General features: G+C 60.9%; 17 protein-coding genes and 1 tRNA gene. 6 read left to right on the top strand and 12 right to left on the bottom strand.

Annotated elements, in window-relative coordinates; translation table 11 throughout:
- Positions 1-830 precede the first annotated feature (830 nt).
- The gene (locus tag GGQ66_RS16745; RefSeq protein WP_183793875.1) at positions 831-1796 is read left to right on the top strand and encodes a VOC family protein; all 966 of its coding nucleotides are present in this window, start codon (positions 831-833) and stop codon (positions 1794-1796) included.
- On the opposite strand, the gene GGQ66_RS16740 is transcribed toward GGQ66_RS16745, so the two are convergent.
- The 3 genes from GGQ66_RS16740 to GGQ66_RS16730 all read right to left on the bottom strand — a co-directional run bounded on the left by GGQ66_RS16740 (position 1788) and on the right by GGQ66_RS16730 (position 3670).
- A complete protein-coding gene (locus GGQ66_RS16740) occupies positions 1788-2237 on the bottom strand; it encodes a hypothetical protein (RefSeq protein ID WP_183793874.1) in 450 nt (149 codons plus the stop codon). The two genes, GGQ66_RS16745 and GGQ66_RS16740, sit on opposite strands and share 9 nt — an antisense overlap.
- Positions 2238-2505: 268 nt before the next feature.
- Entirely contained in the window at positions 2506-2844 is a 339-nt protein-coding gene (locus GGQ66_RS16735; protein ID WP_183793888.1) for a hypothetical protein, read from the bottom strand.
- Between the two features lie 79 nt (positions 2845-2923).
- The gene (locus tag GGQ66_RS16730) at positions 2924-3670 is read right to left on the bottom strand and encodes an SIMPL domain-containing protein (protein ID WP_183793873.1); all 747 of its coding nucleotides are present in this window, start codon (positions 3668-3670) and stop codon (positions 2924-2926) included.
- Between the two features lie 141 nt (positions 3671-3811).
- Here GGQ66_RS16730 and GGQ66_RS16725 point away from each other — a divergent pair.
- Positions 3812-3887: transfer RNA gene (locus tag GGQ66_RS16725), tRNA-Ile, on the top strand.
- A 61-nt stretch (positions 3888-3948) separates the two neighbouring features.
- On the opposite strand, the gene GGQ66_RS16720 is transcribed toward GGQ66_RS16725, so the two are convergent.
- Both GGQ66_RS16720 and GGQ66_RS16715 read right to left on the bottom strand, forming a co-directional pair.
- Entirely contained in the window at positions 3949-5952 is a 2004-nt protein-coding gene (locus tag GGQ66_RS16720; protein WP_183793872.1) for a putative bifunctional diguanylate cyclase/phosphodiesterase, read from the bottom strand.
- A complete protein-coding gene (locus GGQ66_RS16715) occupies positions 5949-6443 on the bottom strand; it encodes a putative pterin-binding protein (protein WP_183793871.1) in 495 nt (164 codons plus the stop codon). The genes GGQ66_RS16720 and GGQ66_RS16715 overlap by 4 nt, the downstream gene beginning before the upstream one ends.
- Before the next feature lie 416 nt (positions 6444-6859).
- Between GGQ66_RS16715 and cysD the strand changes: the two genes are divergently transcribed.
- Positions 6860-7813, top strand: coding sequence for a sulfate adenylyltransferase subunit CysD (gene cysD / locus GGQ66_RS16710; protein ID WP_183793870.1), 954 nt, complete (start codon positions 6860-6862; stop codon positions 7811-7813).
- Positions 7813-9294, top strand: a complete 1482-nt coding sequence (gene cysN / locus GGQ66_RS16705) for a sulfate adenylyltransferase subunit CysN (RefSeq protein ID WP_183793869.1) — start codon at positions 7813-7815, stop codon at positions 9292-9294. The genes cysD and cysN overlap by 1 nt, the downstream gene beginning before the upstream one ends.
- Positions 9295-9344: 50 nt before the next feature.
- Here the strand turns inward: cysN and GGQ66_RS16700 are convergent, their stop codons facing one another.
- Positions 9345-10412, bottom strand: coding sequence for a DUF930 domain-containing protein (locus GGQ66_RS16700; protein ID WP_183793868.1), 1068 nt, complete (start codon positions 10410-10412; stop codon positions 9345-9347).
- Positions 10413-10736: 324 nt separating this feature from the next.
- Between GGQ66_RS16700 and GGQ66_RS16695 the strand changes: the two genes are divergently transcribed.
- Complete coding sequence (locus GGQ66_RS16695; protein ID WP_370686370.1) at positions 10737-11837, top strand: branched-chain amino acid ABC transporter substrate-binding protein; 1101 nt, start codon at positions 10737-10739, stop codon at positions 11835-11837.
- A gap of 77 nt (positions 11838-11914) precedes the next feature.
- Here the strand turns inward: GGQ66_RS16695 and rpoD are convergent, their stop codons facing one another.
- The 3 genes from rpoD to GGQ66_RS16680 all read right to left on the bottom strand — a co-directional run bounded on the left by rpoD (position 11915) and on the right by GGQ66_RS16680 (position 16953).
- A complete protein-coding gene (gene rpoD / locus GGQ66_RS16690; RefSeq protein WP_183793866.1) occupies positions 11915-13966 on the bottom strand; it encodes an RNA polymerase sigma factor RpoD in 2052 nt (683 codons plus the stop codon).
- A gap of 432 nt (positions 13967-14398) precedes the next feature.
- Complete coding sequence (gene dnaG / locus GGQ66_RS16685) at positions 14399-16408, bottom strand: DNA primase (RefSeq protein WP_183793865.1); 2010 nt, start codon at positions 16406-16408, stop codon at positions 14399-14401.
- Positions 16409-16500: 92 nt separating this feature from the next.
- Positions 16501-16953, bottom strand: a complete 453-nt coding sequence (locus tag GGQ66_RS16680) for a GatB/YqeY domain-containing protein (RefSeq protein WP_183793864.1) — start codon at positions 16951-16953, stop codon at positions 16501-16503.
- Between the two features lie 322 nt (positions 16954-17275).
- On the opposite strand from GGQ66_RS16680, the gene carA reads away from it, so the two are divergent.
- Complete coding sequence (gene carA, locus GGQ66_RS16675) at positions 17276-18481, top strand: glutamine-hydrolyzing carbamoyl-phosphate synthase small subunit (RefSeq protein ID WP_183793863.1); 1206 nt, start codon at positions 17276-17278, stop codon at positions 18479-18481.
- Positions 18482-18537: 56 nt separating this feature from the next.
- On the opposite strand, the gene GGQ66_RS16670 is transcribed toward carA, so the two are convergent.
- The 3 genes from GGQ66_RS16670 to GGQ66_RS16660 all read right to left on the bottom strand — a co-directional run bounded on the left by GGQ66_RS16670 (position 18538) and on the right by GGQ66_RS16660 (position 22263).
- The gene (locus GGQ66_RS16670; protein WP_183793862.1) at positions 18538-19941 is read right to left on the bottom strand and encodes an MATE family efflux transporter; all 1404 of its coding nucleotides are present in this window, start codon (positions 19939-19941) and stop codon (positions 18538-18540) included.
- A gap of 158 nt (positions 19942-20099) precedes the next feature.
- Entirely contained in the window at positions 20100-21029 is a 930-nt protein-coding gene (gene ypfJ, locus GGQ66_RS16665; RefSeq protein ID WP_183793861.1) for a KPN_02809 family neutral zinc metallopeptidase, read from the bottom strand.
- Between the two features lie 118 nt (positions 21030-21147).
- Positions 21148-22263: a phosphatase PAP2 family protein gene (locus GGQ66_RS16660; protein WP_183793860.1), complete on the bottom strand. Its 1116-nt coding sequence runs from the start codon at positions 22261-22263 to the stop codon at positions 21148-21150.
- Between the last annotated feature and the right edge of the window lie 250 nt (positions 22264-22513).

Here is a 22513-nt window from a genome sequence, read left to right as displayed (position 1 = left end):
ATAGCCCCCGCTGAAAACATGCGAGGGAAAGTTGGAACATGGGTCAATTCTCAATGGAAATATCAGGCAACGCCGGGTCAGTTCTCAGTGGCAATTAACAGGCATAATATTTCAATCCTATGAATTGAGCGTAATTCTGAATGATAAAATTGTAAATTCATGGCTCCAAGCAGCACTATGTGCTTTGACATGTTGCGCATGTTTGACCACCAAACTTACAGAAATCACAATCACAATTTGACTATCGCCAGCATGCATACTTCTTTTCGCGGAAACGAAATGGATGCACCGGAGCACTCGCATACTTTTCAATAATGACGATGTAAATTTTTATACGTTTCTTATGCAAGCTTCGGATTTTATTCTAGAGTTGCCATATTTTACAATATCATCGCTAAACGACCTGGAACGTCTCTCGTATTTTTCTTTATAGAATTTTGATCTTGGTCGCCTGTCCGACATAATACACGTTTGACACGATTGCGAATATGGCACGGCATTAAAGTTCGGTGTCACTCCGAGACGTGAGTTTATGTCTGGGAAAGCGCGAGCGAGGTGAAAATCGCAAGGGTGAAGCCGGTAAAGACGGCAATGAATTTGCGCATAAGACAGTCCCTTTGATCGCCATGCTCCTTTATGATCGCGACCGTCATTTTCGCTAGGCGGCGAAGATGACCGTGCAACCTTGTGGTTCGTCACGGACCGGCTTTGACAGTCAGCGGCCGAAGTCGGGGGCCGTGTCCACGCGCATTCACGGGCAATTGTGTTGTGCACCGCCGCAAAATACGCGATCGCATCGGCATGGACCATCGCTCCACTTCGAGGAAACCATGATCGTCAGCCGTCGCGGCCTTATCAAACTGGCAGGCGTCTCCTCGCTTGCCGCAGCATTCCAGTTCGCCCGCTCGGCGGAAGCGCTCGCTACCGGTCCGGTAGCTCTACCCTTCGCGCTTTCAACACCGGTTCATGTCGAGGCCGCAGCGCTCAAGGTGCGCGATCTCGATGCCATGATTGCCTATTACCGGCAGGTCCTTGGCCTTTCCGTCCTGATCCGCGACGCAGACGCCGCAACGCTGGGTGCAGGCAACACGGCGCTTTTACATCTGGAACGCAGGCCGGGCACCGCCCTTGAAGCACCGGGGGCAGCCGGTCTGTTCCACATTGCCTATCTCATGCCGACGCGGCAGGATCTCGCCCGCTGGCTGGTGCATGCCGCCATGATCCAGGTTCCCGTCGATGGCTTTGCCGACCACCACGTTAGCGAGGCCATTTACCTGACCGATCCGGAAGGCAATGGCATTGAGGTCTATTCCGACCGTCCGAAGGAGCGCTGGGAATGGCGCGATGGTTTGGTGACCATGGGCACCGCCGAGCTCGACATCGACGGCATCGTAGCGCTGGCCGACCGCACCCGCGACACCTACAGTCAGTCGCCCGAGGCCCTGCGCATCGGCCACATTCACCTGCGGGTCGGTGATGTCGCGACGGCGCGGGATTTCTACGGCACCCTCCTCGGCCTCGATTCCACCCGCGGAAACCGGCCGGACGCGGCTTTCCTGTCATCTGGCGGCTATCACCACCATGTTGCCGTGAATAGCTGGAACAGCCGTGGCGCTGAACGGCGTAATCCCGCGGAAACCGGCCTCGACTGGTTCTCGCTCACCGTGGCTGACACGGCCGTGTTCGATGCACAGACCACGCGGTTGAAGAGTGCTGGTATCGGCACGCTGGAAGCCAATACCTACACTGCCGATGACCCCTGGGGTACTCGTATTCGTCTCATTCACTCAGCATGAAAGCAGCTTGATCATTTCAAGCTGCTGAACGGCCTTCGCCGCACCCGAACGCATGAGGAAGGTGCCGAAAGCCCGGCCAGCAGAACCCGCGCAAGACTGCACACGCCTGCCATCAGCCCGAACCGCGAGCTGGAAAACCATGCCGCTGGCCGCATCCATTGGTGAATAAGCCTCCGGGTCGTGTCCATCCCGGCACACGAGGCAAAGAAGTCGAGCATGTAATTCGTCAAGGGCGCCCGTCGCGTTCGGCCAGATCGGCTGCCAATCCACGAAACCGAAGCAGGTCGCAAATCCCATCCTGCGGTAGGCGGCTAGCGTGCCGGCATCGGCACTCATGGCCTCCAGCAGCAACGCCGTGACGCCGGGCTCGGCAAGCAAGGTTCCGCTGCAGATCAGATAGGCGTCGCCCGCCCGCCGGCCACTCAGCCAGAAGGCCGTCACACCCGCGGGCAAAAGCGCAATGGACGAAACGTGGCACGAAAGAACGCTGCGCCGGCAGGTCTTCGAATTGCGCAAACGTCCATTGCCTCGGCAGGGCTTAATCGGTAAAGGCTGCGAGCATCCCCGGATGCAGGCTTGACGCGCGCAACTTCTCCGCACCTCACACGATCAAGCGGTCACGCATGCGGCCTCTCGCTTCTCCACCGGGGAAACAGGCATGAGCGAAGCCGTCAAACGCTCGCAACCACTGTCACTGTCGCCGCGCGGGCTACCGCGCGGTGGTGGATGACGTCGCCGAAACCGGATCGCTGGCCGGGAATGTATCCTCCAGCCCCTCATCCAGCTCTTCCTCCAGCATATCGACATCATGGGCCGTACGGGCGCTCGGCCGGGCCGCAAGTTCACTGGAGGAAAGAAGCAGGGTTTCCTGCGGTCGAGCGCGCGCGAAATCGACAAGCAGCGCCCGTGCCGCCGCCAACAGCCGGTTATCGGTGGCACCAGCGGGCGCCTGGAACTGCACGGTGGCCACAGCCCCGGTTTCGGAGATGAATTCAACGACGAGCCCTTCGGGCCTGTCGCGCAGGATGCGTGTATCGGTAATGAACATGGTTTTTCTCCCTGTCATCAGGAGAAACGCAAATGGGGGGCGAAAGGTTTCACCCCCCATGGAAGAAAACTGTCGGCAATTATTGCGCTATGGCGTAGGCGACATTCACCGTCACGCTATAGCTGTTTTCGCCAGCAGCCACCGGTACGGCTTCCGGCATGTCTTTTGCCATGGCGGCACGCATCATCATCTGGGGCGCCGGCATGGGCCGCATGAAACTTTCATTGATGCTGATGACGCGGCCGAGCTTGACCCCGGCAGCCTCCGCCAGCGTGCGGGCCTTGGCAACGGCTTCGGCCATGGCATTGCGCCGCGCCTCCTCGATGGCGGCATCGGGCTTGTCATTGGTAAAGCGGATGTTGCCGCCTTGATTGACGCCGAGCTTCACCGAACGATCGATGACGCCGCCAAGCTTGGCCAGATCACGCACCTTGACCGAAAGGCCGTTGGTCACCTGATAGCCGACAACAACGGGCGGTTCGAAGCTGCCATCCTTGCGAGCGTCCTGACGATATTGCGGTTCGACGGAAAAGCCGGACGTCTGCATGTCCTTCGCTTCAATCCCCTCCTGCGCAAGTGCCTGCAGCACGTCGGCCATCGCCTTGTTGTTGGCGGCAAGCGCCTCCGCTGCCGTCTTGGCCTGCTGCAACACGCCGAGATCCAGAACAGCCATATCCGGAGCAAGCGTGGCAGATCCTTCGCCGGAGACACTGATAACCGCCTCGCTCAAGGCCGCAGTCTCGGCGCTGGCCGGTAACGCTGCCATCCCAAGGCCACCAACGGTAACTGCTGCCAGCATGAAATGGCGAAATGTCCGTGAACGCATGCTTTCCTCCTTCATAGGTTGAACCGAATTCCTGCCCGGTGATTGTGTGTGCATTACGGCGCGCTTGAGCCATACGAAAATTTAGGCTAGAGCAACCCCGTCCGGCGACCATTGCGCCGGCCACCCGCGGTTTTCTCCGCCGGGCCTGTAGCTCAATGGTTAGAGCCGGCGGCTCATAACCGCTTGGTTGGGGGTTCGAGTCCCTCCGGGCCCACCACATCTCAAAAACCACATCATCCGCCCGCAGTTTGCCAAGGCGGTTTACGTTGGTCGGGCTTTCAACTGCCGGCGTGCGGGACGCAGGCTGTCTCGGCAGGGAGGCCGGCCTTGAGAAAGGCGCAGATGGCGTCCGGGAACATGGGGCGGGCATAGAAATAGCCCTGGGCGTAGCGAATGCCGGCGTTACGCAGCAGGTCGACCTGGGCCTGGGTCTCGATGCCTTCGCCCACCATCTCGACGCCGATCGCTTCCATCAGGCGGTTGAGACCATGGAGAATTCGGGCAGCCCGTTGTGATTCGCCGATCCCGGTGAGCAGAATCTTGTCGAGTTTGAGCAGATGGAATTCGATTTGCATCAGGCGGTGTACATTCGAATAGGCCTTGCCGAAATCATCGATCGCCAGCGGAATACCCGCCTGACGCAAGGCCTCGAGATTGGCGCTTACCGTGTCCGACCCCCTGTCATCGAGATCGGCATATTCCACCAGCTCGAAACAGATCGTGCCGGGCTTCATGGCCTCGCGGTTCAGTGCCGCAATCACGTCCCCGGCAAAATCCGGCTGAATCAGCATGGACGGTGTGAGATTGACGGCAATGGGTGTCGCATATCCTTCAGCCTCGATACGCTTGCTGAGCCGCATCGCCTGCTCAAGCATCGCAAAGGTCAGGTCACTGACAAGACCGGCGCGCTCGGCAATGGCAACGATTTGATCGGCGGGCACCGGCCCGAGTTCCGGCGGCGACCAGCGCACCAGCGCTTCCAGATAGGCGACGCCGCCGGCCTTGAGATCAATGATCGGTTGAAAGGCCGCCTCGAGTGCCCCTGCCCTGATGGCCGGTGGCAGCAATGTCTCCGTGCGGGTCTGCCGGTCATGACGCTCTTTGAGGTCGGGAGAGAAGACGACAAGACGATTTCGCCCGCCATGCTTGGCAGCATAAAGGGCGAGATCAGCGTTGCGCATCAGTCGACCGGACTGTTGCGGCTTGCTCTGCTCGATGCACTGGCTGGAATGACAGAGCCCGATGCTGCCGGACACAATCACACCGGGCTCCAGCATCGGGGCGAACCCGATCTGTTCCAGGACCTTCGCCATGAGATCGGTTGCCCTTTCGATCGGGCCGGGAAGAAGAGCGGCAAACTCATCGCCACCCAGCCGCGACACTGCATCACCTTCCCTCGCCGCCGCGCGCAGCACTTCGGCGATATAGCGCAGAAGGGCATCACCCGCTGCATGGCCCAGCGTATCATTGACCGTCTTGAAACCGTCGAGATCGAGATAGACGACGGTGAAGCCCTGCTCGGGCGCCGCATTGCAGAGTTCCAACAGATCCGCCTCAAAGGCGGAACGATTGGCAATGCCGGTCAGAAGATCCGTCCTGAGCAGCACCTGCTTTTCGGCGATCATCGTATTCAGGCTCCGGTTCGCCCGCCGCGCCGATAGCAGTTCGAACATCACATAAAGCAGAATGAACAGCGACAGCGCCGCAAAACCGATCTGGATATTGCGCAACACGGCAACATTGGCGAGATTGCGCTGGGTGAACTCCGCCACGACCTTGCGACGCGTCATCCAGGCAACTTCGTTGATGCGGTGCAGGCGCGGGCCATACAAATCCTTGAGCGCCATCAGAGCGGCAAGGCTGGCCGGCTGGCCGAGTACAAGGGCGTTCACCGCCGCCTCAAACCGGGGCAAGGCCTGAAACAGCTCCAGCGGCAGGTTGAGATCGACATTGGCCGCCCCCAGAACCGTCATGTAGCTTGGGGTTTTCGTGGCATCCACCCGCCCCCAGAAAATGTCGAGAAGCATCGTGAGGTCTTCACGGCTCACCCCGGCATCTCCCGCCACGAAACGGCTGGCCGCATCAAAAAGCTGCGTTGCTTCCAGGTCCATCTTGCTGACTTCATCGAGCCGGGCAGAGTAATAAAGGGGCTGGTCGACACCCCGCGCCAGCCGGTCGATGTTGAGTTCCATCAGCGCCAGCACAGGCAGGGTCAAGGTAAACAGCAGCGGTAACCGGAGCCTCTGCCAGGATGTGGCTCTGAACCAGCGCGATAACGTCATTTAACGATGATGTCCTTCACCTGCCAAACGCTGCGGGCCGCATAACCATCACCCTGGAATTCGGGAAATTCCACGGAAGGATAGGCAATCCAGGCCGGTCCGCGGTCGCGGCGGGTCAGGCGCTTGCCGTTCGTTTCGATAGCCAAGATGACATCGTTCTTCATATAGTCGTCACCGGGAATGTCCATCTCATAGCCATCGAATGCCTGCACCGTGACAGAACTGCCCTTGAAACCCGAGGCCGCAACGATATCGCGCAAAAGGGGGCCGCGCACGACATAGAAGGGCTCGTCGGTGGAAGGAAGGACCGATTTGAAGCTGGTCGTGCCCACTTTGTCGATGACTTCTTCCGTCACGGCAAATTGTTTCTGGCCGTCTGCGGACAGAACCACAAAAAGCGTTTCCGCCAACGCAGGCCGCAATCCCGCCACGCCAAGAACAAACAGGCAGAAAAAGACCGCTTTGTACAAACGGCGGGATATGCTCGGCATGGGATATCCTCCAGCGACCCGCCATCGGGTCTTTCGATTAAGTCATACCATCGAGAACGATAAAGATTACCACATGACAAAAACAGCGCCCGAAATCTGGCGTCGGGTGATATTTTTCGCGATCTTCGCCGGCCTGTCGCTTGAACGGATAATAAAATACATAGTCCATGTTTTTTATGTAGATATTCGCACTCCTTTCGGCTATGCTCGTTATCGACGCTGATGAACCGATATGGTGGGTCCGCACCGCGAAAGCCGCGGGTGCGGATGTTTTTGCGCTTGGCGCTTGCGATCGGGTGACATTTGCTCCTATTCCCCTGCGGGTAGGAACCCGTTTTCTGTCTTTCATCTCTCCGGCAAACGATACTGAGGCTCGATCAAGAAAGCCTGCCGCCCGCAATTTCCGGAGATGACCGATGCAGACCAGCCTTCCCGACGCGGAAGTCCATCATACGCAGACGACCAAGCCGCCGCTCGATCCGCATCTGAAGGCCCTTGAAAGCGAAGCGATCCATATTTTCCGCGAGGTGGCCGCCGAGTTTGAAAAGCCGGTCATGCTCTATTCGGTGGGCAAGGATTCCTCCGTTCTGTTGCACCTTGCCCGCAAGGCCTTCTTCCCCGGCCGCGTCCCGTTCCCGCTTCTGCATGTCGATACCGGCTGGAAGTTCAAGGAAATGATCGCCTTCCGCGACGAGATGGCGGCGAAATACGACCTTGACCTCGTGGTGCACACCAACCCGCGCGGCAAGGCCGAGAATGTCTCGCCTTTCACGCACGGTTCCTCCATCTATACCGACATCATGAAGACCGAAGCTCTGCGGCAGGCGCTAGACGCAGGCCAGTATGACGCGGCTTTTGGCGGTGCCCGCCGGGACGAGGAAGCCTCGCGCGCCAAGGAGCGCATCTATTCCTTCCGCACGCCCGATCACCGCTGGGACCCGCGCAACCAGCGCCCGGAACTGTGGAACATCTATAACGGCATGGTGAAGAAGGGCGAAAGCGTGCGCGCTTTCCCGCTCTCCAACTGGACGGAAGTCGACATCTGGCGCTACATCCAGCTCGAAAACATCCCGCTTGTTCCGCTCTATTTTGCCAAGCCGCGCCGCTATGTCGAACGCGATGGCATGATGATCCTTGCCGAAGATCCGCGCCTGCCGCTTCAGCCGGGCGAAGAGGTCAAGGAAGGCCTTATCCGCTTCCGCACGCTCGGCTGTTTCCCGCTGACCGGCGCCATCAACTCCGAGGCGACGACGCTCGATGAAGTCATCGCCGAACTCGAAATCGCCACCGTTTCCGAGCGTCAGGGCCGCGCCATAGATCGCGACCAGTCCGGCTCCATGGAAAAGAAGAAGCGCGAGGGTTATTTCTGATGAACGTCGCCACCGAAGCCGTGGGACACGGCACCGCCACCATCATTCCGTTCGCGGAACCGGGCCGTCCGGGCCGCGACACCCGCCCGTTGCGCCTCATCACCTGCGGCAGCGTCGATGACGGCAAGTCCACCCTCATCGGCCGTCTTCTCTGGGATACCAAGGCGGTGAAGGAAGACCAGGCTGCCTCGCTGAAGCGCGAAGGCTCGCGCCAGAACGATCTCGGCCTGCCGGATTTCGCGCTTCTGCTCGATGGCCTTCAGGCCGAGCGCGAACAGGGTATCACTATTGATGTCGCCTATCGCTATTTCGCCACGGACCGCCGGTCCTTCATCGTCGCCGATACCCCCGGTCATGAACAATATACCCGCAACATGGCCACCGGCGCCTCGACCGCCGATCTCGCCGTGCTTCTGATCGACGCCCGCGCCGGCCTGCTGGAACAGACACGCCGCCACGCCACCATCGCCTCGCTGATGGGCATCCGTCAGTTCGTGCTGGCTGTGAACAAGATCGACCTCGTGGGCTACAGCCAGTTCCGTTTCGACGAAATCTCGGCCGCCTTCCGCGAATTCGCCAAGAGCCTCGGACCGGTCAAGGTCACGGCCATTCCCATGTCGGCTCTCAAGGGCGAGAACGTTGTGCACAGCGCCAACGAAAACATGGCGTGGTATGAAGGCCCGACGCTGGTGGAAACGCTGGAACTCGCCCCTGCCCGCTCCGCCCAGGCCGGCGGCTTCCGTCTGCCGGTGCAGCGCGTGGCGCGTCCGGGTGAAAGCTTCCGCGGCTATCAGGGTACGGTCGCCGGCGGCTCGGTGAAGCCCGGCGACACCGTCACCATCCTGCCCTCCGGCGAGACGGCGAATGTCCGCCAGATCGTCACCTTCGACCAGATCCGTAACGCCGCCGTGGCCGGTGACGCCATCACGCTGGTTCTCGACCGCCAGGTGGATGTGGCACGCGGTGACATGATCGTCTCGCTCGAAAGCCCGCCGATGACCGGTCGTGCCTTCACCGCCAAGCTCGTGGCGCTGCAGCCCGATGGCATCGAGCCTGGCAAGCGCTACTGGTTGAAGTCCGGCAGCCGCCGCCAGCGGGTGACGGTGGAGCCGCAGAGCGCGCTCGACCTTTCGAGCGGCCAGTGGAACCCAGCCCTGCAATTGCCGATGAACGCCATCGGCAGCGTGCGGCTGGATTTCGAGGAACTGGCGATCTTCGACACCTATCATGATAACCGCTCGACCGGCGCGTTCATCCTGATCGATCCCGAGACGCACAACACCATTGCCGGCGGCATGATTTCTGCCCGCCTGGAAACCGACGCCCTTTCGGACGATGGCGACCGTGTGCTGCTGTCACTTCCGGCCGATCTCGCCGAGGAACTGCTGGCAAGCGATCTGCTCGCCGCCTACCGCGACCGCATCAAGGTGCGCAAGGTGAGCGCGGATGAAGCCAAGGCGGTATTCAGCACCGAAGAATGATCGTGACGGGCCGGATGTGACGCATCCGGCCCTCATGACCGAACAGGGTGTCACTCCGTCGGGAGCCCGCGTGCCGCGCGCTCGTCGCGGGTCAGTTTGTGATCGCCCAATCGGTAATTGAAGCCGGTCACCTGCATCTTTTCGACATTTACCGAGCAGCGGAAGGAAATGTCGAACCACTCGCCGGCCATGGTGCGATAGGCGCCGCCCGAGGCCGTCAGCGTATCGTTTTCAATCTTCCCGTCCTGATCGCCGAAGGGCACCATGCCGTGAAGCATCGTGCCCGGACGGGCCGCCATGATCTGCGACAGCGCTTCAACGGTGCAAAGCTGCACGATACGGCGCGGACGCGGCAATTGTCCCAGCGCCTCACGCATCATCGGGTCCGCCAGCCGGGCATTGGAAAGCAGCTTTTCGGCGGGCTTCAACGTTTCGGTCTGGCCGGTACCCGGCACCTTGCCCTTTGCGCCGGAAACTGGCGGCTGCGGCCTTGGCTCAGGCACTGGCGGGTGCTGCGGTGCCGCGGCGACCGCCTCGCCGGCATCGGCTGAATCAGAAGTCGAGGCCAGAATGTCCGGTGCAGCCGGCGCCTTCACCGTCCCCTCATCGACCTGATCGAGATTGTCCTTAGCCGTTTCTTCCGCCTGCGGAGGCGTCTCTGCCGGCACGGCAGCGTCGGGAACAGGATCGCCCATTGCCGGCGCAACATCCTGCCGCTCGCCGGCTTCCGCCTTCGGTCCGGTCTCGACCGGCGATGGCTGGTCTGGTGGTTTGGTGTCCCCCAACGCATCGTCCCGCTCCGGTGCATCCGAAACGGGCGGTGGCACGGCAAGCATGGTTGCGGCAGGCGCGGGCGGCGGCGGTTGCTCCTGCGCCTTTTCCGGCTCCGGCGGTTTCTCGGGTTCTGCGGGCTCGGCCGGCTTTTCGGGCTCGGCGGGTTTCTCGGGTTCGGGAACCACCTCCACGGAAATCGCCTCCTCCTTCGGCGGCTCGAAGGAAGGAACCGGCCAATGGATGAGCAGGAGCACGACAGGCAGAACATGCAGCACCACGGAGCCGATAAGGCCCCATGCCAGTCCCTGCCTGTCATGCTCCGTATGTTCCTGCATGCGCTGCATGTAAGACCACCACCCGGCGACATCCAATGGATAGGTCCGGAAAAAGTTGGCTACACCCCGATTCTTTTTGAGAGACCATACTCTGCGCCGCGAAGCGCCGATGAATTACGCAACGGCAAAATAAATAGGCACAACCAACCATTTTGACCGGAACCACCCTTGTCGAATGCTTCATAATCTTCGATCCTGCCGCTCGACGCGAAAGAGCCGCAAACGGCCACGCGTTTGCCGAGGTCCCGTGATGCGGGGCCGGTTGCGGTCCGTGCATGGGAGACGACCGCGCCCATAGCGGATATTCATCCGCCCAAGGAGAAAGACGTGAAAATCAGTCATTTGTTCACTGGCGCAGCCCTCGCCGCGCTTATCGCAGCATCGCCGGCGCGCGCCGATATTGTCATCGGCCTCATCGCGCCGACCACCGGCCCGGTTGCCGCCTATGGCGATCAGGTAAAGAACGGCGCCCAGACCGCGGTCGACGTGATCAACGCCGCCGGCGGCATCGCCGGTGAAAAGCTGGTTCTGAAGATTGCCGATGACGCCGGCGAACCCAAGCAGGGCGTTTCCGCCGCAAACCAGTTGGTCGGCGAAGGTATCAAGTACGTCGTCGGTCCCGTTACCTCCGGCGTTGCCGTGCCGGCCTCCGACGTACTGGCCGAAAACGGTGTGCTGATGGTGACACCGACAGCAACCGCACCGGCGCTCACGACACGCGGCCTTCCCAATGTTTTCCGCACCTGCGGCCGTGACGACCAGCAGGCCGAAGTTGCCGCCGCCTATGTGCTGAAGTCCTTCAAGGACAAGAAGGTCGCGATCATCGATGACAAGGGCACCTACGGCAAGGGTCTTGCCGGTGCCTTCAAGGCGGCCCTGAATGCCGGCGGCGTCAAGGAAGTGCTCGACGATTCGCTGACCTCGGGCGAACGCGATTTCTCCACCCTCGTCGCCCGCCTGAAGCAGGCCGGCGCGGAAATCGTCTATTTCGGCGGCTATCACCCGGAAGCCGGCCTTCTGGCCCGCCAGTTCGCCGATGCCGGCCTGAAGGCCACGATCATTGGCGGTGATGGCCTCTCGAACACCGAGTTCTGGACACTGGGCGACAAGAACGCCACCGGCACCGTCTTCACCAATGCAACCGACGCACTGAAGAACCCGGCCTCGCAGGCCGCCGTCGAAGCGCTCAAGGCCAAGAACATCCCGCCGGAAGCCTTCACGCTCAACGCCTATGCTGCCGTTGAGGTCATCAAGGCCGGCATCGAAAAGGCAGGCAGCGCTGAAGACCCGGAAGCCGTCGCACTGGCGCTCAAGAGCAAACTCGAAATCCCGACCGCCATTGGCACCCTGTCCTATGGTCAGACCGGCGATCTGGCCTCCCAGGCCTTCTCGCTGTTCAAGTGGGAGGACGGCAAGATCGTTCCGGTAGAGTAATCACCGCACAGCATTGAAAATACGAAAGGCCGGCATTTCTGCCGGCCTTTTTCAAATCGTGCCATGAGTTACAAAGCTTAGCTATCCAGGAACGAGCGCAGCTTGCGCGAGCGGCTCGGATGCTTCAGCTTGCGCAGCGCCTTCGCCTCGATCTGGCGAATACGTTCGCGCGTCACCGAGAACTGCTGACCGACTTCTTCCAGCGTGTGGTCGGTGTTCATGCCGATGCCGAAGCGCATGCGCAGCACGCGCTCTTCGCGCGGCGTGAGCGAGGCGAGAACGCGGGTCGTGGTTTCGCGCAGGTTTGCCTGAATGGCGGCGTCGATCGGCAGAAGCGCGTTCTTGTCCTCGATGAAGTCGCCGAGATGCGAATCCTCTTCGTCACCCACCGGGGTTTCGAGCGAAATCGGCTCCTTGGCGATTTTCAGAACCTTGCGCACCTTTTCAAGCGGCATGGCAAGCTTTTCTGCAAGCTCTTCCGGCGTCGGCTCGCGACCGATTTCATGCAGCATCTGGCGCGAAGTGCGGACGATCTTGTTGATCGTCTCGATCATGTGCACCGGAATACGAATGGTGCGGGCCTGGTCGGCGATCGAGCGGGTGATCGCCTGCCGGATCCACCAGGTGGCATAAGTCGAGAACTTGTAACCGCGGCGATACTCGAACTTGTCGACCGCCTTCATCAGGCCGATATTACCTTCCTGAATGAGGTCGAGGAACTGCAGGCCGCGGTTCGTGTACTTCTTGGCGATGGAAATCACGAGGCGCAGGTTGGCCTCGACCATTTCCTTCTTGGCGATGCGGGCTTCGCGTTCGCCCTTCTGCACCATGGATACGATACGGCGGAACTCGGCGATGGAAATGCCGGTTTCGGTCGCCAGATTCTGGATCTCCTGACGGATGTCACGGATCATCTGGTTTTCGGACTTGGCGAATTCCTTCCAGCCACGGGCCGACAGGTTGCCGATAGACTTCATCCAGTTCGGATCAAGTTCGGCGCCCTGATACTGCTCAAGGAACGAGTCACGCTTGACGCCGTAGGATTCGGCGAGGCGCAGCAGGCGGCCTTCGTTCTGCATCAGGCGCTTGGAAATGTCGTAGAGCTGCTCGACGAGCGAATCCACGCGGTTCTGGTTCAGCGACAGCGACTTGACCGCCGTGATGAGCTGATCCTTCAGTTCCTTGTAGCGGCGTTCCTGCGCGGAAGAGAGCGTACCGGTCGCGGCGAGACGCGCTTCCACCTGCTGATCCTGCAACTTGCGCAGCTTCTTGTAGGTGTCGGCGATGATGTCGAGCGTCTCCATCACCTGCGGACGCAGTTCCGCTTCCATCGCGGCGAGCGAGAGGTTGGATTCGTCCTCGTCCTCTTCCTCTTCTTCCGGCGGCAGGCCATCGCCGCCGACATTGGTGATGTCGTCGTCATTGGCAGCGGAAGGACGCGGCTTGCGGGTCTTTTCCTTTTCCTCGGCAGCCTTGCGGTCGGCCTCGATCTTTTCCGGGCTCTGGAACTGCGGGGCGGCCTTGGCTTCCGGACCGGAATAGGTGGTTTCGAGATCGATGATCTCGCGCAAAAGCGTCGTGCCTTCGTTCAGTTCATCACGCCAGATGATGAGCGCCTGGAAGGTCAGCGGGCTCTCACAGAGGCCCGAAATCATGGTTTCGCGGCCGGCCTCGATGCGCTTGGCGATGGCGATTTCGCCTTCGCGCGACAGAAGCTCCACCGACCCCATTTCGCGCAGATACATGCGCACCGGGTCGTCGGTCCGGTCGGTCGGCTCTTTCTTCTTCGCGGTGGCAAGCGCCGTGCCGGTGGCCGGCGCAATTTCTCCGCCGTCGCTTTCCTCGTCGTCGCTGTCGTCGTCGGGCGCTGCCGCTTCCTCGACGTCCTCATCCTCGATGACGTTGATGCCCATGTCGTTGAGCATCGCCATGATGTCCTCGATCCGGTCGGGATCGACCTGATCCGACGGCAGGACTTCATTCAGCTCGTCCATGGTCACATAGCCGCGCTTCTTGGCGGCCTTGATCATCTTTTTGACGGCGTCATCAGAAAGATCGAGAAGCGGACCATCGGGAGAACCTTCGCGTTCGTTCTCGGCTTCTTCGTTTTCTTTGACTTTGGTTGCCATTTCGTCGCTTTCCCTGACGCCTATGTTCTTCGCGGGTTCCGGGCCAAACCGGGCTTTCGGAACCGCTCCAACTGCATGCCGCAACTCGCAAATACAGGCCGTCGCATTGCGTTGCGCCGGCCTGCCTACCGAATCACGTGTCCGACACTATCGGATTGATCTTTAATTCCTGCTTAACCACCGCCGCCGTCCAACCCAAGTCCAGTTCTTCGCAAAGAGACTGACCGGTCATGATCCTGCGGCCTGCCCGGCCTCTGCATTTCTGACTCAAATCGTGATTCCCACAATTCACCGTCCCGTCAAGCCTTTCCGGTGGAAAACTTAACGAAAAATGAACAGATGCCCGAAAAGCGGCACTTCATCCGTCTTTCATGGCAATTCAGACCCTATATTTAGGGAGGACCTCGCCAAAAACAAGAGCAGGTCGATTCTTCACGAACTGGAGGTCGCCGGTCCCTTGATCCGGCCCGAAAGGACTCCGAACCCGTCGATGATCGCCTCCTGATTTTCCATGCGGCTGATTTCCAGATGTACCTCCTGCAGCGCCCGGTAAAGCGGCGTCAGCCGCTCCGCATCCTCGGCTTCGGTCGCCTCGGCAATGGAGCGTTCGAGCTCAATTTTCTGGCGCCTCAGATCGATCGCCCGCTTGTGCAGCGAATAGGCCTGCGTATAGCCCTCGCGTGCGTCCTCGAAGGCCGCATTGGTGGTTGCCGTCCACAGCCGCGCATTGCGCACCTGCTGGTCCATCGCCGCAATCAGAGGGCCGAAGCCCTCCGCCTCCAGCGCCTCGACCAGTGTTTCCGCCGAAAGCCGGTGGCCGAGCAGCGCCGCCGCCGACAGCAGGGCCGACCAGAAGCGCGTCAGTTCGCGGTTCTCGAATTCGATGCCGGCGATCTCGTCATAGGTTTCCTGCATCAGGGCCGGATGGTTGACGACGGTCAGCGCCAGCACGCTTTCGCGCAGCGATGGGTGCTCGTAAGCCCCCTTCACCAGCGCCGATCGGGTGAGCCGATCGGAAATCCCGCCGAGAAAACCCGAGGGCGAGGCCGGCGCACCGCCTCGACCACCGCCCTGCCCGCGGAAACCGCCGCGCCCGTTGCCGCCGCGCTGGAAGCCACCCTCGCCGCTCCGCTGCTGGCGGGCCGGCGCAAAGAAGGCATTCAGCCGGTCGCGCATGTCCTGCTGGTAGTGGCGGCGCACATTCTCGTCGGCGATGACAGACACGATCTGTTTCAGCCGCGCCTCAAGTTCCGCCCGCTTTTCCGGTGTGTCGAAGGAACCGGTGGCCTCACGGGTCCAGATCATTTCGGCAAGCGGCTTGGCTTCCGCCATCACCCGGTCGAAGGGCGCACGCCCGTCATGCTTGACGAGATCGTCGGGGTCCTTGCCATCGGGCAAAAGCGCAAAGCGCACGGTGCGACCGGGCTTGATATGCGGCAGCGCCAGATCGGCGGCGCGCGCGGCGGCGCGAAGCCCCGCACCATCGCCGTCGAAGCACAACACCGGTTCCGGCGTCATGCGCCACAGAAGTTCGAGCTGGTTTTCGGTGAGCGCCGTGCCAAGCGGCGCCACGGCATTCTCGATGCCCGCCTGCGCCAGCGCGATCACGTCCATATAGCCTTCGACGGCAATCACCGTGCCGGGTTCGGAACGTCCGCCAACCGCTTGCGAAGCCCGGCGCGCCCGGGCAAAATTGTAAAGCACGTTGCCCTTGTGGAAGAGTTCCGTCTCGTTGGAATTGAGGTATTTCGCCGGTGCGTCCGGCGACAGCGCGCGTCCACCGAAGGCGATCACCTTCTCCCGCGAAGAGAGAATGGGGAACATGATGCGGTCGCGGAACCGGTCATAGGAAACGGGAATCTCCGGCCCGTGCACCACGAGCCCGCAGGCCTCGATCTCTTCCTTGCCCACGCCCTTCTCTGCCAGGAAGCCTTTCAGCGCGTTGCGGCTGTCGGGTGCATAGCCAAGCCGGAAAGTGTCGATCGTGCGGCCGGAAAGCCCCCGCTCGCGCAGGTAGGCCCGCGCTTTCGCGCCCGCCGCCGTCTGCAACTGGTCCTGAAAGAACTGCGCCGCCATTTCCATGACGTCGATCAGCCCGGCGCGTTCCTTCTCGCGTTTTTCCGCCTGCACATCCGGCTGCGGCATCGGCACGCCAGCCAGATCGGCAATCTGCTGCACGGCTTCAGGGAAGTTCATGCCCTCGAGATCGGTCAGAAACCGGAAATGATCGCCGGAGACGCCGCAACCGAAGCAATGATAACGACCCTTCTTGTCCTCGCAATGGAAGCTCGGGCTCTTCTCGCCATGGAAAGGGCAGCAGGCCCAGTAATCCCCGCGCGAAACATTGGTCTTCTTGCGATCCCACGTCACGCGGCGGCCGATCACCTGGGAGATCGGCACGCGGTCGCGTATCTCGTCGAGAAAGGTCGGGGAAAAGCGCATGGGGTCCTCTGGGCTGACCTTGCTATATAGGTCATGCCGCCCTGACGCGCCAGCCGCACGTCAGGGCATACCCGCAATCCACAAGCGGGAAATTACTTCAACAGTTCCTTCACCACGCCGGAGGCCTTGGCGAAATCGAGCTGGCCGGGATAGCGCTCCTTGAGAACACCGATCACCTTGCCCATATCGCGCAGCCCCTGCGCGCCGGTCTCGGCAACGAGCGCCGTGATGATCGCGCGCACTTCATCGTCATCAAGCTGCTTCGGCATGAAACCGCGGATGACCTCGATTTCGGCGCGCTCCTGGGCGGCGAGTTCGGCGCGGGCACCCTCGTCATAGATCTTCGCCGATTCCTCGCGCTGCTTGATCATCTTGGTGAGGATCTGGAGAATGTCGTCATCGCTGACGGAATCCTTGCCGGCGCCGCGATTGGCGATATCGCGATCCTTGATGGCCGTCAGAATGAGGCGAACCGTTGAAAGCCGAAGGTTATCCTTCGCCTTCATCGCGTCCTTCATGGCGTTCGTGAGCGTTTCGCGGATCATTTCTTGCGTCTCCTCGAAAAGCCGGGTGCAGGGGATGAAATGTGGCTTTTCCTTGTCAAACTGGCCCGTCATATCCCAGGCACGGGGCGAGATGCAAATGCAATCCGGCAAGGCATTGAAAAGAAAAGATTCCTTTTCCGGGGAATCTGCCCTCCCGCAATTGACCCGGAAGGCCGCTTTGTCTATTTTCCCGCACCTAGCACGAAATCCGAAAATCCTGCTGCCGCCGGGGCAAATGCGCCCGCGCGCACGGCTGCATGAAAACAAGGTTTGCCGGGTATCCCGTTCGGGCAACCGGTAAAAACCGGAAAGGTGAGAGAACATGACCGCAACCCAAGGCTGGACCACAACCAAGGCCACCGCCCTTCTCGTTCTGGCCGATGGCACCGTCATCGAAGGCTTCGGCATCGGCGCCACCGGCAAGGTTCAGGCGGAAGTCTGCTTCAACACGGCGCTGACCGGCTATGAGGAAATCCTGACGGACCCCTCCTATCTCGGCCAGATCGTTACCTTCACCTTCCCCCACATCGGCAATGTCGGCACCAACGAGGAAGACATTGAAGACCTGACCCCCGCCGCCCGCCGCGGCGCCGTCGGCGTCATCTTCAAGGCCTCGATTACCGATCCCTCCAATTACCGCGCCCTCAAGCATCTCGACCAGTGGCTGAAGGCCCGCGGCGTGATTGGCCTTTGCGGCGTCGACACCCGCGCGCTCACCGCATGGATCCGCGAGAACGGTGCGCCGAACGGCGTCATCGCCCATGATCCGAACGGCGTGTTCGACATCGAGGCGCTGAAGAAGGAAGCCCGCGAGTGGAGCGGCCTCGTCGGCCTCGACCTCGCCATCGTCGCCACCTCCGGCCAGTCTTCGCAGTGGACCCAGAAGCCGTGGGTCTGGAACGAAGGCTACAGCGAACTCGACGCTGGCACCGCCAAGTATCACGTCGTCTGCGTGGATTACGGCGTCAAGCGCAACATCCTGCGGCTCTTCGCCGGGCTTGATTGCCGCGTCACGGTCGTTCCGGCCAAGACCGCCGCCGAAGACATTCTGGCGCTGAACCCGGATGGCATCTTCCTGTCGAACGGTCCTGGCGACCCGGCGGCCACCGGCGAATATTCCGTTCCGGTCATCAAGGCGCTGGTCGCAAGTGGCCTGCCGGTCTTCGGCATCTGCCTCGGCCACCAGATGCTGGCGCTGGCGCTCGGCGGCACCACGGTGAAGATGCACCAGGGCCACCACGGCGCCAACCACCCGGTGAAGGACTACACGACCAACAAGGTCGAGATCGTTTCGATGAACCACGGCTTCGCAGTCGACAAGAACAGCCTGCCGGAAGGCGTTGAGGAGACTCACGTTTCGCTCTTCGATGGCTCCAATTGCGGCCTGCGCCTCGTCGGCAAGCCGGTCTTCTCGGTCCAGCATCACCCGGAGGCATCGCCCGGCCCGCAGGACAGCCACTACCTCTTCCGCCGCTTCATCAACATGGTGCGCGAGAAGAAGGGTGAACCGGCGCTTGCAGAGCGTTGAGAAGACTCAAACAATCCAACATGCAAAAGGCCCGCGCGAAGCGGGCCTTTTCCGTTTCAGGCTCTGGCCAGAAGCACGAGCCGTTCGCGCCGCAAAAGCATGATGAAGCGCAGGCACAACATGGTCGAGGCGCCGATAAGGCCGAAAACGATACCCAGCCAGACCCCCAGCCCGCCGAAACCGAGCGGAAAGGCCAAAGCCCAGGCCATGGTGAACCCCACGGGCCAATAGGCGATCAGCGCCAGCACCATCGGCACCCGCGCATCCTTCAACCCGCGCAAAAGGCTCGCGAAGATCGCCTGCTGCCCGTCGAAGAGCTGGAACAGTCCGGCCGTTACGATCAGCGGCCCGGCATAGGTCAGAACCGCAGCGGCGTTCGGCGTTTCCGGGTTGAGGAACCACACGGCAAGCTTTTCCGGGATCGTCGCAAAGGCGATGCCGCCGGACAGCGAGATGATCGCAGCGAGGATGACCACGGTAATCGCCGCGCGGCGCACACCGACGAAATCGCCACGCCCGTGGGCGACACCGACCCTGACCGTCGCCCCCTGCCCCAGACCCAACGGGATCATGAAGGTGATCGAAGCCAGTTGCAGGGCAATGCCGTGCGCGGCCAGCTCCACCGTGCCGATTGCCCCCATCATCAGCGAGCAGGCCGAAAACAGCGAGACTTCCGCCAGAATGGTGATGCAGATCGGAAAACCGAGACGTAGCACTTCCTTCAGCGCCAGCCAGTCGGGCCGCCAGAAGCGAACGAACACCTGATAGGACCGTGTTTCCGGCACCCGCTGAATATAGGTTATCAGCACAGCCAGGCCGGCAAACTGCACCAGGACGGCAACGATGGCCGCGCCATCCATGCCCATCGCCGGCAGGCCGAAATGGCCGAGCACCAGCACATAGGCGAGTGCAGCATTGGTGACCAGCATGAACACGGTGGCCCACAGCACGACACCGGCCCGGTTGATGGCCGAGACCATGGAGCGCAGCGCGATGAAGAGCAGGCCCGGCAGAAGGCCGAACTCCGCCATTGCCACATAGCGCCCGGCAAGGGCTGCCGTTTCCGGCTGCTGACCCAGATGGATGAGAATGGCTTCAGCGCTGAAGAATACCGGCTGCATCAAAAGCCAGTAGCCGATGGCGACCCACAACCCCATGCGCAGCGACCGCCGCACGCTGGTCACATCACCGCGCCCATAGGCCTGTGCCACCATGGGCACCACGGCCATGGAAAACCCGGTGCCGAACACGAAAACCGTGAACAGGAACTGCCCGGCCAGCACGATGGCTGCCAGATATTGTGCGCCGAATTGGCCGAGAATGACGACGTCGGTGGTATGGATGCCAAGCTGCGCAAGCTGTGCGCCGATTAGCGGAATACCGATCGCGAATGTGCCGCGAATATGCGACCACCAGGAATTGTCGGGCGAAACAGCGTTCGTCTTCACCTGATCATGCATGTCTAATCTCCAGACGACAAAAGGCCGCTCCCTGAAAGGGTGAGCGGCCTCGGGGCTCTGGATATTCGACCGGCAATCGACTGGCAAGGCTTGAAAGGCATCAAGCAGAATTATTGATCGATACCACCATTCCGCGTGATGGGTCGCGAAACGTGTCCTTAGAGCCGTTCGTAGGGCGTATCGAACGTGTTGCAGGCCGTGACCTTGCCGTTATCGAACCCCTGCTTGAACCAGCGCATACGCTGGGCGGAAGTGCCGTGGTTGAAGCTGTCGGGCACGACATAACCCTGACTACGCTTCTGAAGCGTATCGTCGCCGATCTGTTTGGCGGCGTTCAGCGCCTCTTCCAGATCGCCATTTTCCAGAATGCCCTTCTGGTCGGTAAAGCGCCCCCAGATCCCGGCGAAGCAGTCGGCCTGAAGCTCGACCCGCACCGACATGCGATTGGCTTCGGCCTCGCTCATCGACTGGCGGGCGCGGTTGAACTTGGGCAGGATACCGGTGAGGTTCTGGATGTGATGCCCCACTTCATGGGCGATCACATAGGCCTGTGCGAAATCGCCGGAGGCGCCGAACTGCTGCTGGAGCTGGCGGAAGAAATCCGTGTCGAGATAGACCTTGCGGTCACCGGGGCAATAGAACGGACCGGTCGCAGCCGAAGCCAGACCGCAAGCCGAACTGACCCGGCCGCTAAACAGCACGAGTGTCGGTTCGGTGTAGTTTTCGCCGGCCGCCTTGAAGATGCCGTTCCACGTATCTTCGGTATCGGCCAGAACCGTGCGCACGAACTGCGTCATCTGGTCGTTGGCCGGCGGACCGGCGGGCGCAGAACTGTCGGCCTGCTGGCCGCCGCCGCCCAGATTGATGTCGCCGCCGGACAGCAGCGTCAGCGGATTGATGCCGAGCACCCATGAAATGATGAGAATGATGACGATGCCGCCGATGCCGAGACCACCGCCGCCCTTGCGACCCACGGGCACACGAAACCCGCTGCGACCGAAAGGATCGCCACCCTGCCCGGCCCGACCGACCGATTCATTGCGCCGGTCCTCGACATTGTCCGACTGCCTGCGACCTTCCCACTTCATGCGAGATTCCCCCGATGCGTCTGCGAATGTATCCGGTTAGATAGAGCATCTATCGCAGATAGCCAGCCCCTTTGCCATGCGTTGGTTGCAGGCACCGTTTGCCGGCGGTGGAAAAAGCCTATTTCCCGGCATTGACCACCTGCGGAAGGGATTGCAGAGCCTCGGCACCCCATCGGGCCGAAAACCTCGGAACGAACTGCGTCACAAACAGATAGGCCGCCGTAACGACGAGCGCCGACACATAACCGTCGATGGCATAATGCCAGCCAAGCAGGACCGAACTTGCCATGATGATCATGAGATAAAGCGCGCCGATAACGGCGTGGACCTTCGATAATCCGCCGAAGAAAAGCACATTCAGCGTCATCAGCCCGACATGCACGCTCGGAAAAGCCGAAATGCCGGACCCGAGGCCCGACATACCGTTCTCATAGAGGTTCCACAGATAGTTCTGGTAGATGGAGGGGGATTCCGGGCCCGTCATGCTGTCGACAAAGGCCCTGAGAGCCGCGAAACGCTCATCGTCGCCGGTGACATGCCTGTAATAGACCGGTCCCGCCGAAAGAAGCAGGCCCGCCAGCAGGTTGCCGCAAAACACCCAGACGAACATGAAAAGTCCGAGATACCGGGCGCGGATTGCAGCGGCTCTGGGCGAAACGACAACGAAAAAAAGCGCCCCGAAGCTCAGCATGAACCACATGACCGTGTAGTTCCACTGCAGGAAGCTGAGAACGGCGGGCGAGCCGATCACACTGTAGAGCAGCTTGAAGGGCTGATTGCCCATATGCAGCCAGCGATCGAAATCCGCCAGCGCCTTGTCGAACGGAAAACCACCTCCGATGATGGGCAGCACATTCTTGATCGAGGTGAAACTTCCCATGAACAGCATCATCGCCATCAGCAGCACGGTTCCGCTGAGCGCGTGGGCCACATGTCGGGGCGAGAAGACCCGCCTGTAGATGCCGGGGCGCCGGAACCCGATGCGGAAATAAATGCTCAGCGTCTCGAAAATGACGAGCATCACGGGCAGAACCAGCAGGAACAGGCTGAAACCCTGCATGAGATAATTGTCGAGGGTCGAGAGGTCGGGACGGCCCAAAGCCCTCAGCAGCCACACGGAAAAGGCTGCATACGCCAGAATGAAGGCATAGGCGCTGCGGTCTCCATGGAACCTGCGGACGCAATAGCCGATGCATTCCTGGAAATAGGTTCCGGACCTGATCGTCCCCGACATGCCATCCGCTCCGTTCGATTGTGCAGATTACTGCAACCGGGCGACAGCCATCAAGCGTCACCACGACCGTAAGGATCAGAAAAAGTCATTAAAACCCGATTAAACTGCCAATCAAATCGATGGCAGCCCGGCAAACCAGGCTGGTTCGCCCGCCCGGTCGGAAACGGAATGCGTCGATAGAAATGAAGAGGAGGATTTTTGTGTCGAAGGACGGAGATTCGGGGTTCCGTTCCCGAACACATTTGCCTAT

Origin of the sequence: Allorhizobium borbori, assembly GCF_014196535.1 — a bacterium.
Lineage (GTDB): Bacteria > Pseudomonadota > Alphaproteobacteria > Rhizobiales > Rhizobiaceae > Ectorhizobium > Ectorhizobium borbori.
The sequence above is the reverse complement of the archived record's forward strand: the minus strand, read 5'-3'. Positions and strand labels throughout refer to the sequence as shown.